The organism is Clavibacter michiganensis subsp. tessellarius (assembly GCF_021922985.1).
Classification (GTDB): Bacteria; Actinomycetota; Actinomycetes; order Actinomycetales; family Microbacteriaceae; genus Clavibacter; species Clavibacter tessellarius.
The window spans coordinates 248,438-264,622 of sequence record NZ_CP040788.1; the positions used below are offsets into that span (position 1 = coordinate 248,438).

Annotated in this window: 10 protein-coding genes and 1 tRNA gene; 8 read left to right on the forward strand and 3 right to left on the reverse strand. The window is 72.4% G+C overall.

The window, feature by feature from the left end:
• Window positions 1-121 precede the first annotated feature (121 nt).
• Window positions 122-2,947, forward strand: coding sequence for a preprotein translocase subunit SecA (gene secA, locus FGG90_RS01085; RefSeq protein ID WP_094126023.1), 2,826 nt, complete (start codon window positions 122-124; stop codon window positions 2,945-2,947).
• A gap of 149 nt (window positions 2,948-3,096) precedes the next feature.
• On the opposite strand, the gene FGG90_RS01090 is transcribed toward secA, so the two are convergent.
• Window positions 3,097-3,696, reverse strand: coding sequence for an Rv3235 family protein (locus FGG90_RS01090; protein ID WP_094126022.1), 600 nt, complete (start codon window positions 3,694-3,696; stop codon window positions 3,097-3,099).
• 207 nt (window positions 3,697-3,903) lie between these two features.
• Here FGG90_RS01090 and FGG90_RS01095 point away from each other — a divergent pair, with 207 nt between their 5' ends.
• The 4 genes from FGG90_RS01095 to FGG90_RS01110 are packed head-to-tail and all read left to right on the forward strand — an operon-like array spanning window position 3,904 to window position 8,325.
• Window positions 3,904-4,512: a hypothetical protein gene (locus tag FGG90_RS01095; protein ID WP_094126021.1), complete on the forward strand. Its 609-nt coding sequence runs from the start codon at window positions 3,904-3,906 to the stop codon at window positions 4,510-4,512.
• Window positions 4,513-4,568: 56 nt separating this feature from the next.
• A complete protein-coding gene (locus FGG90_RS01100) occupies window positions 4,569-5,207 on the forward strand; it encodes a flagella basal body P-ring formation protein FlgA (protein ID WP_094126020.1) in 639 nt (212 codons plus the stop codon).
• A gap of 2 nt (window positions 5,208-5,209) precedes the next feature.
• Window positions 5,210-6,820 (forward strand): P-loop NTPase family protein, encoded by a 1,611-nt coding sequence (locus FGG90_RS01105; protein ID WP_094126019.1) that lies wholly within the window; start codon window positions 5,210-5,212, stop codon window positions 6,818-6,820.
• Between the two features lie 2 nt (window positions 6,821-6,822).
• Window positions 6,823-8,325, forward strand: a complete 1,503-nt coding sequence (locus FGG90_RS01110; RefSeq protein ID WP_086516715.1) for a sensor histidine kinase — start codon at window positions 6,823-6,825, stop codon at window positions 8,323-8,325.
• Window positions 8,326-8,430: 105 nt separating this feature from the next.
• Here the strand turns inward: FGG90_RS01110 and FGG90_RS01115 are convergent, their stop codons facing one another.
• The gene (locus FGG90_RS01115) at window positions 8,431-8,679 is read right to left on the reverse strand and encodes a WhiB family transcriptional regulator (protein WP_012037746.1); all 249 of its coding nucleotides are present in this window, start codon (window positions 8,677-8,679) and stop codon (window positions 8,431-8,433) included.
• A 246-nt stretch (window positions 8,680-8,925) separates the two neighbouring features.
• Between FGG90_RS01115 and FGG90_RS01120 the strand changes: the two genes are divergently transcribed.
• Window positions 8,926-9,357, forward strand: a complete 432-nt coding sequence (locus FGG90_RS01120) for a hypothetical protein (RefSeq protein WP_094126018.1) — start codon at window positions 8,926-8,928, stop codon at window positions 9,355-9,357.
• Window positions 9,358-9,383: 26 nt separating this feature from the next.
• On the opposite strand, the gene bcp is transcribed toward FGG90_RS01120, so the two are convergent.
• Window positions 9,384-9,863 carry a thioredoxin-dependent thiol peroxidase gene (bcp, locus tag FGG90_RS01125; protein WP_094126017.1) on the reverse strand — a complete coding sequence of 160 codons (480 nt, stop codon included), beginning with the start codon at window positions 9,861-9,863 and terminating at the stop codon, window positions 9,384-9,386.
• Between the two features lie 151 nt (window positions 9,864-10,014).
• On the opposite strand from bcp, the gene FGG90_RS01130 reads away from it, so the two are divergent.
• Window positions 10,015-10,090, forward strand: a tRNA-Lys gene (locus FGG90_RS01130).
• 593 nt (window positions 10,091-10,683) lie between these two features.
• Window positions 10,684-16,062 carry a discoidin domain-containing protein gene (locus tag FGG90_RS01135; RefSeq protein ID WP_133065113.1) on the forward strand — a complete coding sequence of 1,793 codons (5,379 nt, stop codon included), beginning with the start codon at window positions 10,684-10,686 and terminating at the stop codon, window positions 16,060-16,062.
• The last annotated feature ends 123 nt before the right edge of the window (window positions 16,063-16,185 follow it).

The following is a 16,185-nucleotide window of genomic DNA, read 5'->3' on the forward strand; positions in this document are numbered from 1 at the left end:
GCTCCCGGGAAGAGGGCCGGACGAGTCGGTACTATGGCGATGCTCGTCGGCGGCGACATCCGCGCGCCGTCACGGCGGTCGTCGTCATCCGGCGCCCGCCCATCTACGCAGGGAGACACCGATGGCCTCAGTACTCGAGAAGGTCCTTCGCGTCGGCGAGGGGCGCACGCTCCGCAAGCTGCAGAACTACGCCAAGGCGGTGAACCAGCTCGAGGAGGACTTCACGCACCTCAGCGACGAGGAGCTGAAGAACGAGACCGTCGAGCTCCGCGAGCGCCACGCCAACGGCGAGTCCCTCGACGACCTGCTCCCGGAGGCGTTCGCCGCCGTCCGCGAGGCGTCCCGCCGCACGCTCGGCCTCCGCCACTTCGACGTGCAGATCATGGGCGGCGCGGCCCTCCACCTCGGCAACATCGCCGAGATGAAGACGGGCGAGGGCAAGACCCTCGTGGCCACGCTCCCCGCGTACCTCAACGCCATCGCCTCGCGCGGCGTCCACGTCATCACGGTCAACGACTACCTCGCGAGCTACCAGAGCGAGCTCATGGGCCGCGTCTTCCGCGCCCTCGGCATGACCACCGGCGTGATCCTCGCGGGCCAGACCCCGCAGCAGCGCCGCGAGCAGTACGCCGCCGACATCACCTACGGCACGAACAACGAGTTCGGCTTCGACTACCTGCGCGACAACATGGCGTGGCAGGCGGCCGACATGGTCCAGCGCGGCCACTTCTTCGCGGTGGTCGACGAGGTCGACTCGATCCTCATCGACGAGGCCCGCACCCCGCTCATCATCTCGGGCCCCTCCGCGGGCGACGCGAACCGCTGGTTCACCGAGTTCGCGACCATCGCCAAGCGCCTCGTCCCCGAGGTCGACTACGAGGTCGACGAGAAGAAGCGCACCGTCGGCGTGCTCGAGGCGGGCATCGAGAAGGTCGAGGACCACCTCGGCATCGACAACCTCTACGAGTCCGCGAACACGCCGCTCATCTCGTTCCTGAACAACTCGATCAAGGCCAAGGCCCTGTTCAAGAAGGACAAGGACTACGTCGTCATGAACGGCGAGGTCCTCATCGTCGACGAGCACACCGGTCGCATCCTCATGGGCCGCCGCTACAACGAGGGCATCCACCAGGCCATCGAGGCGAAGGAGGGCGTCGCGGTCAAGGCCGAGAACCAGACCCTCGCCACGGTCACCCTCCAGAACTACTTCCGCCTCTACAAGAAGCTCTCGGGCATGACGGGAACGGCCGAGACCGAGGCCGCCGAGTTCATGAGCACCTACAAGCTCGGCGTCGTCCCGATCCCCACGAACCGGCCCATGCAGCGCAAGGACCAGTCCGACCTCATCTACAAGAACGAGAAGGCGAAGTTCGAGCAGGTCGTCGAGGACATCGCCGAGCGCCACGCCTCGGGCCAGCCCGTCCTCGTCGGCACCACGAGCGTCGAGAAGAGCGAGTACCTGTCGAAGCTGCTCGCCAAGAAGGGCGTCCGCCACGAGGTCCTCAACGCGAAGAACCACGCGCGTGAGGCCGCCATCGTCGCGCAGGCCGGTCGACTCGGATCCGTCACGGTCGCCACCAACATGGCCGGCCGCGGCACCGACATCATGCTCGGCGGCAACGCGGAGTTCCTCGCGGTCGCGGCGATGAACTCGCGCGGCCTCAGCCCCGTCGAGACGCCGGAGCAGTACGAGACCGAGTGGGACGACGTCTTCGCGGCCGTCAAGGCCGAGGTCGACCAGGAGGCCGAGAAGGTCATCGAGGCCGGCGGCCTCTACGTGCTCGGCACCGAGCGCCACGAGTCGCGCCGCATCGACAACCAGCTGCGCGGACGCTCCGGCCGCCAGGGCGATCCCGGCGAGAGCCGGTTCTACCTGTCGCTCACCGACGACCTGATGCGCCTGTTCAACAACGGCGCCGCCGCGAGCCTCATGGGACGCGACAGCGTGCCGGACGACGTGGCCATCGAGTCGAAGGTCGTCAGCCGCGCCATCCGCAGCGCGCAGGGCCAGGTCGAGGCCCGCAACGCCGAGATCCGCAAGAACGTCCTCAAGTACGACGACGTCCTCAACCGCCAGCGCGAGGCCATCTACGGCGACCGGCGCCACATCCTCGAGGGCGACGACCTGCAGGAGCGCTCGCAGCGCTTCCTCGAGGCCGTCATCGACGACGTGCTCGACTCGCACATCGGCGAGGGCAACGGCGACGACTGGGACTTCGACGCCCTCTGGACCGAGCTCAAGACGCTCTTCCCCATCTCCATCACCATCGACGAGGTGATCACCGAGGCCGGCAGCAAGGGTCGCGTCAACCGCGACTTCGTGCGCCGCGAGATCCTCTCCGACGCGAAGCTCGCGTACTCGAAGCGCGAGGAACAGCTCGGGGAGGCGGCCATGCGCGAGCTCGAGCGCCGCGTCGTGCTGTCGGTCATCGACCGCCGCTGGCGCGAGCACCTCTACGAGATGGACTACCTCAAGGACGGCATCGGGCTCCGGGCCATGGCGCAGCGCGATCCGCTGGTCGAGTACCAGCGCGAGGGCTTCGCGCTCTTCCAGCAGATGATGGGCGCCATCCGCGAGGAGACGGTCGGCTTCCTCTTCAACCTCGAGGTCGAGGTGCAGGCGCCGGCCGACGCCGAGTCGGTCGGACCCCGAATCCAGGCCAAGGGCCTCGCGGCCAACCAGGCCACGGCCGACAAGCTCCGCTACACCGCGCCGACGGACGACGGCAGCGTCGAGGTCCGCAACCAGCGCGGCCAGATCGAGAAGGCCGCCACGGCCAAGGCGCAGAAGGAGCAGGAGGCGGAGGACGCCGTCCTCGTCGGCGAGGACGAGCCCGAGGCGCCGCAGGGTCCGCCCGCGCGAGGCGCGTTCGGCCAGCCCACGGGTGGCGCGTCCGCGGCTCCGCAGAACCGCGAGGAGCGCCGCAAGGCCGACCGCCGGAAGTAGGCGTCCGGGCCCGCCCGGGCCCGACGCACGAGAAGGGCGCCCCTCCTAGGAGGGGCGCCCTTCTCATGTGCTCGAGGGATGCCTGCCGACCTCCACGCGGATGACGGCCGACGAAGTCGAGCGCGTCGCGCGCGTGAGGTCGGGGTGCGTCAGAGGACGTTGATGGCGGTGGCGCGCCAGCGGCGGTCGAGACCCTCGAGCCGGATGGCGACGGCACGGGCACGAGCGCGCCCGTGGACGACGATGACGGCCTCGATGACGCCGTCACGCGGGGAGAACGACGTGACCGTGCCGATGGTGAAGACCGGACGCGTGACCGACTGGCCCTTGGTGCGCCGGGCGCGTGCGCTGAGCACGACGCGCTTGAGCAGGTGACGGTAGACGTCGTCGCTCACCCATCGGGCGATCTGGTCGAGCTCTCGCGCGCCGGCGAGGATCTCGATGACGCAGCGCGTCAGGTTCTCGAGGAGCGGGCCGGAGGGCGGCAGATCCGAGCTGCTGCACGGCTGACGGCCGAAGAAGTCGTCGACGTCGAACCGCTTGCGCGTCGTCCCGCGGACCGTGGCGGTGGGGGCGGGAGCCGCGGTGGAGCCACCTGCGCGGCTCGACCCGGCGTCGCCCTTCTCCGGCGGGATGGATGCGGAGGCGGGCTTCCGTGCACCGGTCCGGCGCGAGGACGCGCTGTCGGCGCTCCCCGTGGCGGCGCTGCGGCGGTCGGGGAGGTCCTCCCGGGGCACTGCTTCACTCATGCGTCACTCCCATCCCGGTGCTCCCCCCCGATCGGGGGACCACGATGACTGGTCAACTGTGACATCGCGAGAGCCTCGGCGCATCTCCAGGAGGGAAGATGTGGACAACTGAGAGCGGATGTCAAGGAACGGACGCAAGGTGGCCAGGGTGTCCGAGCCCACGCAGCCGCCCTCTCCCGCCGCTTCCGCGCCTCCGGGAGCCGCGTCGTGAGGTGGGACGCCCTCTTCGACGACCTCGAGGGCCAGTGGGAGACGGCGCAGCTGGCCGAGGAGCGGGACCAGCGCGCCGAGGAGGAGCGTGTGCGCGTCGCCCGCACGGTGCTGCGCGAGCGGCTGCGCGCGCTCACGGCCGCGACGGCCCCACGCCCCCTGCGCGTCTCGCTGTCCGACGGGACGTGGATCGACCTCAGGGCCAAGGTCCTCGGTCGCGACTGGGTGTCCGGCGACCTGGTCGTGCCCGGGGAACCCGACGCCGGCCGGGAGCAAAGGGCGTGCATCCTGCCCCTGGCCTCCATCGACGCGCTCGCCCTCGACCGGGAGCAGGTGCGGGACAGCCTCGCCCCCACGTCCGCCCTCCCGCCGGAGCGCGGGATCGTGGATCGAATCGGACTGCCGTTCGTGCTGCGCGACCTGTGCCGTCGACGTGCGCGCGTGGAGCTGCGCCTGCGGGAGACCGTCGTCGGAGGGACGCTCGACCGCGTCGCCCGTGACCACGTGGACGTCGCGGTGCACGAGCCGGGGACGCCCCGGCGGGAGTCCGAGGTGCGCGGCTACCGGCTCGTCCCGCTGACCGGGATCGTGCTCGTCCGCGTCTGAACGCGGGTGTGGACAACCGCCGACGCGACCCGATCCCGTCCCCGACATTGACCCGCATGCCTCGCACACCCCGCTCCGCCCGTCCTGCGCGCCGCCCCGTCTGGCTGGATCCCCGCTTCGTCATCGGCCTCGTCCTCGTGCTCGCCTCGACCGGCGGCGTCGTCGCCCTGCTCCGCTCGGCCGACACGTCCGTCGTCGTCATGGCCGCGGGCGCGCCGCTCGACGCGGGGCGCACGGTGCACGCCTCGGACCTCGTCCCGGTCCGCGTCCGCCTCGACACGGCCTCCGGCCTGTACCTGACCCCCGACGCCGCCGAGGGGATGGTCGTGACCCGCTTCGTTGGCGCGGGCGAGCTGGTCCCGCGGTCGTCCCTCTCCTCCGCGGATGCACGGACGAGCGCCTCCGTCGTCATCACCACGGCGGCGGGCGCCGACCACCTCGTCGTGCCCGGCACGGTGGTCGACGTCTGGGCGGCCGCGTCCAAGGGCTCCGGGACGTCGGCGTACGAGGCGCCACGGGTCGTCGTCTCCGGGGCGACCGTCTCGCAGGTCATCCAGCCGCAGGGCTTCGTGGCGGACCAGGACCACACGCAGGTCCAGCTCACGGTGCCCCGACAGGACGTGGCGGCGGTGATCGCGTCGACGGATGCCCGCGACGAGATCACGCTCGTTCCCGTGGGCGACGCGGGGGCCTGAGCGTGGCCTCCCTCATCCTCGCGCTGCCGCCCCGCGTCGAGGACGCCCTCCTCCGCGACGTGGTCGACGCGGGGCACACGGTGCTCGCGCGCGTCACGGGCGCGCAGGAGGTGGTCGAGGCCGTGCGCGCAGCGACCGCGTCGCCGCTGCACCTCGTGATCGCCGCGGCGGCGACGACGTTGGACCGGGTCGTGCTCGCGGAGCTCGACGCCCGCGGGGCCCGCGCCGTGGCCGTGGCGTCGAGCGAGACGGACAGGCGCAACGCGCGAGCGCTGGGGCACCACGAGGTGGTGGACGAGGGCGCGTCGTGGCGGGAGATCGAGGAGCTGCTGCTGACGGTGCGGCCGGCGTCCTCGGCGACCCGCGCGCCCTCGGGGGTCCGACGCGACGACGCGATCGCGCCGCATCTCGCGGGAGACGAGCCCGACGGACGAGGGGATGGTCCCGCGTCCGATCGGACCCGCCTCTCGGGGGAGCCGTCGAGGCCGCGGGGTCGCCGCGGCGCCACGGAGATGGACGGCGTGGGGACGCGCGGCGACGACCGCGCGGACCGCGGCGCCGTGGGAGGAGAGGCGAGGAGCGGCAGCCGGCAGCGCGGGCGGCGCGGGCTCCGGCTCCTGCCCGGTCGTCGGCCCCGTGTCCCGGCGCCCCTCCGTCCGGTCGAGGCGAGCGACGAGGAGGGAGCGGGCGAGAGGGCTCCCGGGAAGGTGATCGCCGTCTGGGGCCCGCAGGGCGCACCCGGCCGGACGGCCACCGCGCTCGCCATCGCGGGGGAGATCGCCGCCGCGGGACGCTCCGCCGTCCTGGTCGACGCCGACGTCTACGGAGGGACGGTCGCCGCGACGCTCGGCCTGCTCGACGAGGCCCCGGGCTTCGCCGCCGCGTGCCGGTTGGCTGCGGCCGAGAGCCTGACGGTGGGGGAGCTCGAGCGCGTCGCGCAGCACCACCCGTCGACGCGTGCTCCGGGCTTCGCGGTGCTCACCGGCATCTCGCGTCCCGATCGCTGGCCGGAGCTCGCCGAGGGCCGCGTGTCCGCCGTGCTCGAGGCGTGCCGCACGTGGCGCGAATACACGGTCGTCGACGCGTCCTTCAACCTCGAGGACGACGAGGAGATCTCGAGCGACATGTTCGCTCCGCGTCGGAACGCCGCGACGCACGCGGTGCTCCGAGGAGCCGACCACGTGGTCGCCGTGGTGTGCGCGGACGCCGTGGGACTGTCGCGCTTCTTCCGCTCCTACGTGCAGCTCCTCGAGATCGTCGACCCGTCGCGGGTGTCCGTTCTGGTCAACCGCGTGCGGCCGAGCGCCGGGGGATGGGACGCGGCGGGGCAGGTGCGCCGCACGCTGTTCCGCTTCGGCAGCGTGGAGGCCGCCGCCTTCGTCCCGGAGGACCGGGAGTCCCTGGACGCCGCCTTGCTGGCCGGCGCGACCCTGCGGGACATCGCCCCCCGGTCGCCGGCGCTCGTCGAGTGGTCGCGCTTCACCCGGGCGACGCTGCTGCCGCCCGAGGACGCATCGCGGAGGATGAGGCGCGACGCCCGTCCGCGGCGCGGGGCCCTCCGTCGGGGGGAGGTGGTGGCGGAGGCGGACGCTGCCGGCCCGCCTAGGCTGTAGCCGTGTCCACGCTCAGCGATCTCGTGCATGCCCAGGGTCTCTCCTCCGACGCCGACGTCGAGTGGCTGCACCTCCTCGTCGGCGACTGGCAGCTCCTGGCCGACCTCGCGTTCGCGGACATCGTGCTGTGGGTCCCGACCGTCAGCGGCAGCTTCGTCGCCGTCGCGCACGCGCGGCCGTCCAGCTCCGCGACCCTCTTCTACCGGGACTTCGTGGGGCAGCCCATCAAGGCGGAGTGGCGCAAGCAGGTGACCGACGCGCACGAGAGCGCGCGCATCATCGACTCCTCCGCGCCGGACTGGTACGAGGAGACGCCCACGCGCGTGCGGGCCGTGCCCGTGCTGCGCCGGCTGGCGCAGGGCAGTCCCGAGACGACCGAGACGCCCATCGCGGTCATCACCCGGCACACGAACCTCAGCGAGACGCGCACGCCGAGCCGCCAGGAGCTCACCTTCAACGAGTGCGCCAACGACCTCTTCGCCATGATCGCCGACGGCGACTTCCCCGACCTCGGCTCGCCGACGGGCCCGCGCCGCGGAGCCCCGCGCGCCTCCGACGGCCTGCTCCGCCTGGACGTCGACGGCATCACGACGTTCGCCAGCCCGAACGCGCTGAGCGCCTTCAACCGCATGGGCTTCTCCGAGGAGCTCGAGGGGGAGTCCCTGGCGGACGCCACCTCGAGCCTCCTGACCGGCAAGCGGCTCACGGTCGACGAGTCGCTGCCGCTCATCGTCGCCGGACGGGCGCCCTGGCGCACGGACATCGAGTCGCGCGGCGTGACGGTGTCGCTCAGGGCCATCCCCATCCGCAGCCACGGCGAGCGGGTGGGCGCTGTCGTGCTCTGCCGCGACGTGACGGAGCTCCGGCACCAGGAGCGCGAGCTCATCACGAAGGACGCGACGATCCGCGAGATCCACCACCGAGTGAAGAACAACCTGCAGACCGTGGCGAGCCTGCTCCGGATCCAGGCCCGGCGCTCGCACACCGAGGAGGCGCGCGAGGCGCTCGGCCACGCGCAGCGGCGGGTCGGCGCCATCGCGGTCGTCCACGACACGCTGAGCGAGGGCCTCAACCAGAACGTGGACTTCGACGCGGTCTTCGATCGCGTGCTGCTCCTGATCGCGGAGGTCGCCTCGGCGCACAACACCCGCGTGCATCCGCAGATCCTCGGCCGGTTCGGGATCCTGCCGAGCGCCTACGCGACCCCGCTCGCGCTCGCGCTCACGGAGCTCGTCACGAACGCGGTCGAGCACGGCCTGGCCGGGCGCACGGGCGAGGTGGCCATCGAGGCCGCGCGCACGGAGGAGACGCTGACGGTGAGCGTGCGCGACGACGGCGTGGGCCTGCCGGAGGGCAAGGTGGGCACCGGACTCGGCACGCAGATCGTGCGCACCCTGATCCAGGGGGAGCTCGGCGGCACGATCGACTGGCACACGCTGATGGGCAGCGGCACGGAGGTCACCATCGAGGTGCCGCTGCGCTGGCTCGCGCCCGCGACGGCCTGATCCGGCGGACGCAGCTCCGGCCCGGGCCGGGACGAGAGCCCGGACGACGAGAGCCGGGCCGCCCCTGGGGCGGCCCGGCTCTCGTCGGTCGTGCGGTGCGTCGGATCAGCTGGCGCGGCGGGCGCGTGCGGCGCGGCGCTTGAGGGCGCGGCGCTCGTCCTCGCTGAGGCCGCCCCAGACGCCCGAGTCCTGGCCGGTCTCGAGGGCGTACTGCAGGCACATCTCGGTGACGGAGCAGCGACCGCAGACGGCCTTGGCCTTGTCGATCTGGTCGACGGCCGGTCCGGTGTTCCCCACGGGGAAGAACAGCTCGGGGTCCACAGTCAGGCAGGCTGCCTTGTCACGCCAATCCATAGGGGTGCTCCTCAGGTCGTTACTCGTTGCGCGGCTGATCAGCCGTGTGATGGGGGATGGGGCGAGGCGTCCGGGATCGGCATCGGGACGGGGCACGTGGCCCCTCCTCGTGAGATGCTCAGCTTCAGGAATGCGTTCCTTGTAAGCTCGGTTCCGGATCTGCTCACCACCCTGTGAACGAACTCGACCTGGAATATCGTCGCATAGAGCCAACGATCAATCAATAGCTTTGTATGGGAACGTGCTGTGACCGGAACCGGTGATGCCCTCGATCCGCGCGACGCCGGACCGGCCGCCCCGAGATCCGCGGCCGTGGTGCTGCTGGCGGTGCTCGTCGGGCTGGAGGCGCTCGGCATGGCGGGGCTCACGACGCTCCTCGTGGTCGACCTGCTGACCTCGACGCCGTCCTCCCTCGCCAGCGCCGTGGCGCTCATCGCCCTCGCGGCGCTCGCCGTCGTGTTCCTGGCGGCCATCGTGCGCGGGATCCTGCAGGGGCGGAGCTGGGTGCGACCCGCGGCGGTCACCTGGCAGGTCCTCCAGATCGCCGTCGGCGTGGGCAGCCTCCAGGGCGCCGACGCCCGTCAGGACCTGGGCTGGGGCCTCATCGTCCCGTCGCTGGTCGTGCTGGTCCTGCTGTTCACGCGGTCCGTCCTGGACGCCACGCGCCGCCGCTACTGAGCGCGCGACGCGCGGCGCCTCGAGCGTCAGGCGTCGACGCCGAGCTTCTTCCGCAGGGACGCCACGTGACCCGTGGCCTTCACGTTGTACAGCGGCAGGGCGACGTGCCCCTCGCCGTCGACGACGATCGTGGAGCGGATGACGCCCGTGACCTTCTTGCCGTAGAGCGACTTCTCGCCGTACGCGGCGTAGGCGCGGTGCACCTCGAGGTCGGGGTCGGAGAGCAGCGTGAAGCCGAGGCCCTGCTCCTCGCGGAAGCGCGCGAGGTCCTCCTGCGGGTCCTTGGAGACGCCGAGGACGCGGTAGCCGGCGCGCTGGAGGGAGTCCATGCTGTCGCGGAAGTCGCAGGCCTGCGTGGTGCATCCGGGGGTGCCGGCCGCCGGGTAGAAGTACACGATGACGTCCTGGCCGCGGAGGTCGGACAGGGTGACGGGGACGCCGTCCTGGTCGGGCAGGGTGAAGTCGGGGGCGGGCTGCCCCTTCTCGAGGCGGGTGGTCTCGGACATGGGGGAGCCTCTCGTTCGCGGGTCGGCCTCCATGCTAGAGCCGCGGCCCGGGCGCCGATCGCGGTGTCCACGCCCTCGATTGGCGTCGGCTCGCGACGTGGTGCTAGTGTCATCTCTCGGTCCGGTACCCCGTTCGACAGGGTCCTCACCTGCACCTCTAGCTCAATTGGCAGAGCAACTGACTCTTAATCAGTGGGTTCTCGGTTCAAGTCCGAGGGGGTGCACCACGACATCCATCCGCGCGGCGAGTCTGCCAGCCGCCGGTCCCGTCTTCCACTTCGCGTGCGTCCCGGCTCCGGGCGGATCGTCTTCGCCGGATGGTCCGACCCGTCGCCGCAGGATCGTCCCCGCCCGGTAGGGTCCCGGCGGACCACGGGCTGTCGCATGGCGGGAGGCCATGACGGGCGCGGGGTGGCGTGAGCGTCGCGGTGCGTGCCGCAGGGCGATCGCCACCCCGGACGGGTGCGACGGGCGTCGCCCGCCGACACCGCATCCGGCGTCGGCGCGGCGGGGGAGCTCCCGCCGCGACTGGCCGCGGACACCGCACCCTCTCTCGAGCGCGTGCGGCCTCCCGCGTGGCGCGCCCGCGACTCGACGGGTACCGCCCCGTTCGGGGCGGGGACAGCTCCATTTCCCTGCTCATAGAATTAGGTCGGCATCGACGTGCGATCGAGTGGGTGGGATCAGGGGCGGACGGGGGCGATGCCTCCGGCGACCGCTGACGCCACGCCCGCCGCGCTCCGTCACGGCGGCGCCGGGCCGTGCGCATCAGCTCCCGCGTCCCTCCTCCGCAGCTCGTCCCACGTTCCGAGAGGGAATGATGATCCGACCCACCTCGCTGCCGGTCCTCCGCGCATCCGCCGCCGTCGTCGCCGCGGCCATGGCCGCGCTCACCCTCACCGTCGCGACCCCCGCGGCACCGGTCGCGACGGCCGCCGTGGCCGCCGACCCGGGCGCCTCGACGCCGGTGCCGGTGGGCGCCGGCTCCTACGCCGCGGCACCCCCGAAGTCGCTCGACCGCCTGGGGCACGACGTGTCCGCGGTGGTGGACAAGGAGCTGTACATCGATCCCTCGATGCGCGGCGAGCCGGTCCCGACCAACTCGTGGTGGTCGGACCTCCTCGTGAGCAGGTACTCCGGCAACCTCTGGGCCGACCCGTTCGTCGTGTCGAACACGGAGCTGGGCACCCGCATCGCGTATCCCACCGAGTGGAACGACCAGGGCACCAGCATGCTCGACGACTCCGCGATCCAGGTGCAGGGCAGCGTGCCGCCGCAGCCCGACCCCTCGGACATCGACATGGCGGGCTTCGAGGAGGCCGCGTTCCCCGCGGGCTGGACCTCGACCGGGGACGCGTTCGCGACCCCGACGACGGGGACGGCCGCGGGCCAGACCGCCGTCGAGGGGTACCTCGGGAAGGGGCTCGTCAACTCCTTCACGACCGGGAAGGGCGACGGCGCCATGGGCACGCTCACCTCGCCCGAGTTCACCGTCGACCGCGACTTCATCAGCCTCCTGGTCGGCGGCGGAGCGCATCCCGGCCGCACCGAGGCGCGCCTCGTCATCGACGGCGCGACGGTCGCGTCGGCGACCGGCGAGCAGTCGGAGAGGCTGCGCTGGGTGACCTGGGACGTCACGGCCCACGCCGGGCAGCGGGCGACCATCCAGATCGTCGACGACATGCCGGCCGGGTGGGCGCACGTGCTCGTCGACCAGATCGTCCGCACCGACGCGCCGGAGGGCATCGGCGACCGGTTCGGCACCGCGTTCCGCGCCACGCAGGCCGACGCGCTGCGCTGGGGGGACTGGAACGTGAGCTGGCGGATGCACCAGTCCGCGACCCGCTACATGGACGTCACCCTCGCCCGCGGCACGCCGTACACCTGGTTCGAGTTCGCGGGCGTGGCGCCGCGGATCTCCGTGGGCGCCGGCGCCACCTTCGCCGCGGCCGACGGCACGCCGCTCCGGTTCCCCGCGACGGTCGACGCGTTCACCATCACGCAGGACGACCGCACCTTCGGCGTGCACGCGCCCCACGGCAGCTCGTTCGACCTCGCGGGTGACACGATCGAGGCCACCCTCGCCGCCGACCACCTCGTGGTGAGCGCCCTCCCGGCGACCGGCGCCGACCTCGACGACATGTCGGCCCACGCCTTCGCCATCCCCCGCGACACCACGATGGAGCACGAGTACAGCGTCGAGCGCGGCGAGGTGGTCGAGACGTACGCCATCGAGACCGAGGCGCTGCAGGGCACCGACCTCGACACCATCCAGGGCTGGCTGCCGCACACCTACAACAGCACGACCACGGACATCGACTACGCACCGGCGACCTACGCGACGCCGCGCGGGCTCATGAGGACCGCGATCGGTCACGGCGGCTGGAAGGTCACCTACCCGTTCACCGGGATCACGCCCGTGGCGCCCGCGCCGCAGGAGACCGGGCGCTCCCACGACTACGACCCGGCCGTGATGGAGGACTTCGTCCGCGGCTACGCCGAGCGCACCCAGTACGGCGGCGACACCTACTGGGGCGGCAAGGACGTCCTGCAGCTCGCCGAGTACATGACCATGGCCAAGCAGATCGGCGACACCGGGTCGTACGGGAAGCTCAAGGCCTCGCTCACGACGGCGCTCGAGGACTGGTTCACCTACGCGCCCGGCGAGAACGAGCGGTTCTTCGCGCGGTACGACACCTGGAAGGCCCTCATCGGATTCGGCGACTCCTACGGATCGCACGAGTTCACCGACAACCACTTCCACTACGGCTACTTCACCCTCGCCGCCGGCCTCCTCGCGTTCGAGGACCCCGCGTGGGCGGCCGAGTACGGCCCCATGGCCACCCTCGTGGCCAAGCAGTACGCCAACTGGGACAGGGAGGACGAGGACTTCCCGTACCTGCGCACGTTCGACGTGTTCGAGGGGCACTCCTACGCCGGCGGCTACAGCTCCGGCGGCGGCAACAACCAGGAGTCGAGCTCCGAGGCCATCCAGTCGTGGGCCGGCCTCTTCCTCCTCGGGTCGGCGCTCGGCGACACCGAGATGCAGGCCACCGGCGCGATGGGCTACGTCACCGAGCGCGCCGCGGTCATGGACTACTACCTCGACTACAACGGCAACCCGGACGCCGCCCACGGCACGGGCGCCGGGGTGTTCCCCGACGCGTACGCGCACAGCACCACGGGCATCCTCGGGGACTCCGGCCAGGCCTTCGCCACCTACTTCAGCGGCGACCCGGCCTGGATCTTCGGCATCCAGTGGATGCCGACCGGACCGTGGCTCAACTACCTCGGCTGGGACCGCGGCTTCTCGAACAGCCTGCTCGACGACATGTTCGACGAGCGGGCCCCGATCAACGGCCGGTGGGCGGAGGACGAGATCGAGGGCCTGCTCGGCCTCGCGGCCAAGCAGGCCGCGGGCACCGGCACCTGGTACGGCGGTGTCGTCACGAAGAGCCCGACCGACTCGGTGAACACGCTGAAGGACGTCGTCCGCAGGGCGTACCTCAACAACCCGGCGTACACGAGCGCGGAGGTGGCGGCCAATCCGCTCTTCGACGCCGCGACCGGGGAGCTGTACTTCACGGTCGGCGACGACGGCCAGCTGGCCTTCCCCGACGAGCACTGGACGCCGGGATCGCTGCCAGACGGGTTCGCTCCGGCGACCCCGCCGGCGGGCGACCCCGACGCGGATCCGGAGGGATGGGCGCCGGGCTGGGAGCTCTTCGACTACCTCTCGACCGACTACGCGGTCGACCCCGACGTGCAGCGGGGACTGCACGCCTACGACGTGTCCGGCTACGAGAGCGGCGTCGACACCGCGCAGGCGGCCGGCGTGTACAGCCGCATGGGCGACGCGCTCGGCAACGTGGTGCTCGGCATGACCGCGCAGAGCGACCCCGACTTCTACGCCGACATGCACGCGGAGCTGTCGAAGACGGACGACCCCGTCGTCACGAGCGACTCCATGGCCGGCGCGGTGTACTACAACGCCATGGCCAACCGCTCGCTCGGCAGCGAGGTGCTGACCCGGCACGTGGCGAACCCGACGAGCCAGGTGTACTACGACGCCGCGACGAAGGCGTACAGCTACGCGGTGTTCAACGGCACCGACGCGCAGGCCGGCTACGACGTGTACGACGGCGACGCGGTGATCGGCACCATCCAGGTGCCCGCGCACACGATGGTGCAGCACCACCTCGACGCCGAGCTCGACCGCATCGTCGTCACGGCCCCGGACTCCGCGAGGACCGTGCAGCGCGGGGACTCCCTCCGGTTCACCGCGGTCGGGTACGACCAGTACGGCGCGACCATCCCGATCGACGACCTGCGGTGGAGCGTCGACGGCGGCGGGTCCATCGACGCCGAGGGCATGTTCACGGCCACGGAGGACGCGGACCCGATCACCGTCACGGCCGCATCCGGGTCGACGACGGCCGGCTACGAGCTGCGCGTGGCCCCGCGCCCCGTGCTGTCGGCCCTCGCCGTGTCGCCCGGGTTCGTGCGCGTCACGGAAGGCGGCACCGCGCCGTTCTCCGCGACGGGCCTCGACCAGTACGGCGACCCGATCGGGACCGGTCCGGTCAGCTGGGAGACCACGGCCGACGGCGGTGTCGACGCCGCGGGCGTGCTCAGCGCCCGCGCCCCGGGCGCCGGTTACGTCCGCGCCTCGGTGGACGGCGCATCCGGGACGTCGGTCGTCGCGGTCGTCGCGCCCGGCACCGACATCGCGCAGGGCAAGCCCGTCGCGGCGTCGACATCCGACGGCGCCAACACGGCGGAGGCGGCGGTCGACGGCGCGTCCGGCACGCGTTGGGAGAGCGCGCACGGCGCGGGCGAGCAGTGGCTGCGCGTCGACCTCGGCGCGCAGCACGACATCTCGTCGGTGCACGTCGGCTGGGAGGCCGCGGCGGCCGCGGAGTACGAGATCCAGGTCGCGGACGACGCGGACGGCCCCTGGACGACCGCGCGGACGGTCTCCAAGACCGCCGCCACGGCCGACGACGTGGCCGTCGAGGCCACCGGCCGGTACGTGCGGATCCTCGGGCTCGAGCGCCTCACCGACTACGGCTACTCGATCTGGGACCTCGGCGTGACCGGGACCCCGTCGGCCTCCGCGATCGACACCACCGAGATCCTGGTCACGCCGCAGGACCCCACGGTCGTGAGCGGGCGGGACGTCGGGTTCGCCGCCTGGGCCTTCGACGCCGGGGGCAACGGGGGCAGGATCGCGGCGCCGTTCGCGGCGGAGGGCGGCACGATCGCCGCCGACGGCACGTACACCGCGGGCGCGACCCCGGGGACCTTCCCGATCGCCGTCGAGTTCGACGGCGCCCGGGGCTCGTCGACGGTCACGGTGCGCGCGAACGGGGCCGGCGGCTCCGGGCAGCCGGAGGTCCCGGCGCCGGGTGCGCTCGCCGACGTGGCGTACGGCAAGGACGTCACGGCGTCGTCCACCGAGAACGCGGGCACCCCCGCCGCGTTCGCGGTCGACGGGTCGCCGACCTCGCGCTGGTCGAGCGCGGCCCGCGACGACGCCTGGATCGAGGTGGACCTCGGTTCCGTGGCGACGATCGCGCGCATCGACCTGGAGTGGGAGGCCGCCTACGGGTCCGGCTACCTGCTGCAGACCCGCGCGACGGCCGACGACGACTGGGAGACGGTCGTCACCGAGTCGGCCGGCGACGGCGGGCACGACAGCCACGCCGTGGACGCCCGCGCGCGCTTCGTGCGGATGACGGGCGTCGAGCGGGCCACGCCGTACGGCTACTCGCTGCTCGGCCTCTCGGTGTGGTCGGCCGACGGCACCGTCTCCGCGAGGAACCTCGCCGAGGGGGCGACGGCCACCGCCACGAGCGAGCAGGCCCCGGGGACGAAGGCCGCGAACGCGGTCGACGGCGACCCCTCGTCGCGGTGGGCGAGCGAGGCGGGCGACGACCAGTCGATCACCGTCGACCTCGGACGGGCGTCGGAGATCTCCTCGGTCGCCGTGCGGTGGGAGGCGGCCCACGCCGCGGAGTACCTGATCCAGGGGGCTACCCGCGCGGAGGGCCCGTTCACGACGCTCGCCACCGAGACGGCGGGGGAGGGCGGGACGGAGACCTTCGCCGTGCGGGGCGAGCACCGCTTCATCCGCGTCCAGGGCGTGGAGCGCGCGACGCCGTACGGCTACTCGATCCACGAGATCGTGGTCCGCTAGCGCGAGGCGAGGGGGCGCGCCCGACCTCCGCCGACCACGTCGGGGGTCGGGGGAGAACCGTGAGAGAATACGGGTCGGACCATCACCGCGGACGCCCCTGGCGGAGCGCCGCGGAGGCCGGTG